The 746-nt window shown below is 34.7% G+C and carries 1 protein-coding gene and 1 pseudogene; both read right to left on the bottom strand.

The features are described from left to right. On the bottom strand, nucleotides 1-544 hold a 544-nt coding region (locus BHE89_RS19165; RefSeq protein WP_128860729.1), incomplete at its 3' end, for a hypothetical protein. A 9-nt stretch (nucleotides 545-553) separates the two neighbouring features. Then, a pseudogene (locus tag BHE89_RS19160) lies at nucleotides 554-746 on the bottom strand (PduL/EutD family phosphate acyltransferase); the annotation flags it as partial.

Below are 746 nucleotides of genomic sequence, written 5' to 3'. Positions count from 1 at the left end.
TAACATCATAATTTATTAAATTAGCTTCAATATCATTTATAGGTTGGAATATAATACCCATTGATTTTAATCGGCTAATATTTTCCTGAATAAGCAGGTTGTACTCTTTATTTTTATTTAAACCTAAAATCTCATTTAATTCACTTTCTGGTTGGCAAAAATAAGGTAATGCCATAACAGGAATATTTTGAGCAAGTGCAGAATGAATTAACTTCCCTTCTTCACTGATAAATAATCCATTAATAATTTCACCCACCAGCTTTTTATCAAAATAAGGTACAAACAGTGCGTGGTAAGTCGATAATTGCTGGTAATCAAACTCACTCGCGTTATACATATCTCCTAGATGACGCCATTTCGACAAATCATGACTGACTTGTGCCTGTGTTGTAACAAAAAGAGAAAATCGAATATGAGAAAACGTGTTGATACGTTGACAGATTTCATCTTGGTATCCCGGTGCAGGTGTAAGCGCTAACAACACCGATTTTTTCATTCTTCTTTCTATTTCAGCTACTATCCTTTCAATTAACTGATTGTCCATTACGTCACCTCATTGCCTTAGCTGACAATAAAAAACGCTATCGTTGTTACGAAGTCCTGCTGCATTCGCCTCATCAGTATCGATATGAAATTCCAAAGCAAATTTTTTCACTCACACGAACAATGACCTCATCAAAAATCAGGCTACGCTCACCTTCTGTTTTAATGTGTACTTTTTGACCATTAGTGACGTTGAACATTCT

This window comes from Shigella sp. FC1967 (assembly GCF_001743005.1).
Lineage (GTDB): Bacteria > Pseudomonadota > Gammaproteobacteria > Enterobacterales > Enterobacteriaceae > Proteus.
The sequence above is the reverse complement of the archived record's forward strand: the minus strand, read 5'-3'. Positions and strand labels throughout refer to the sequence as shown.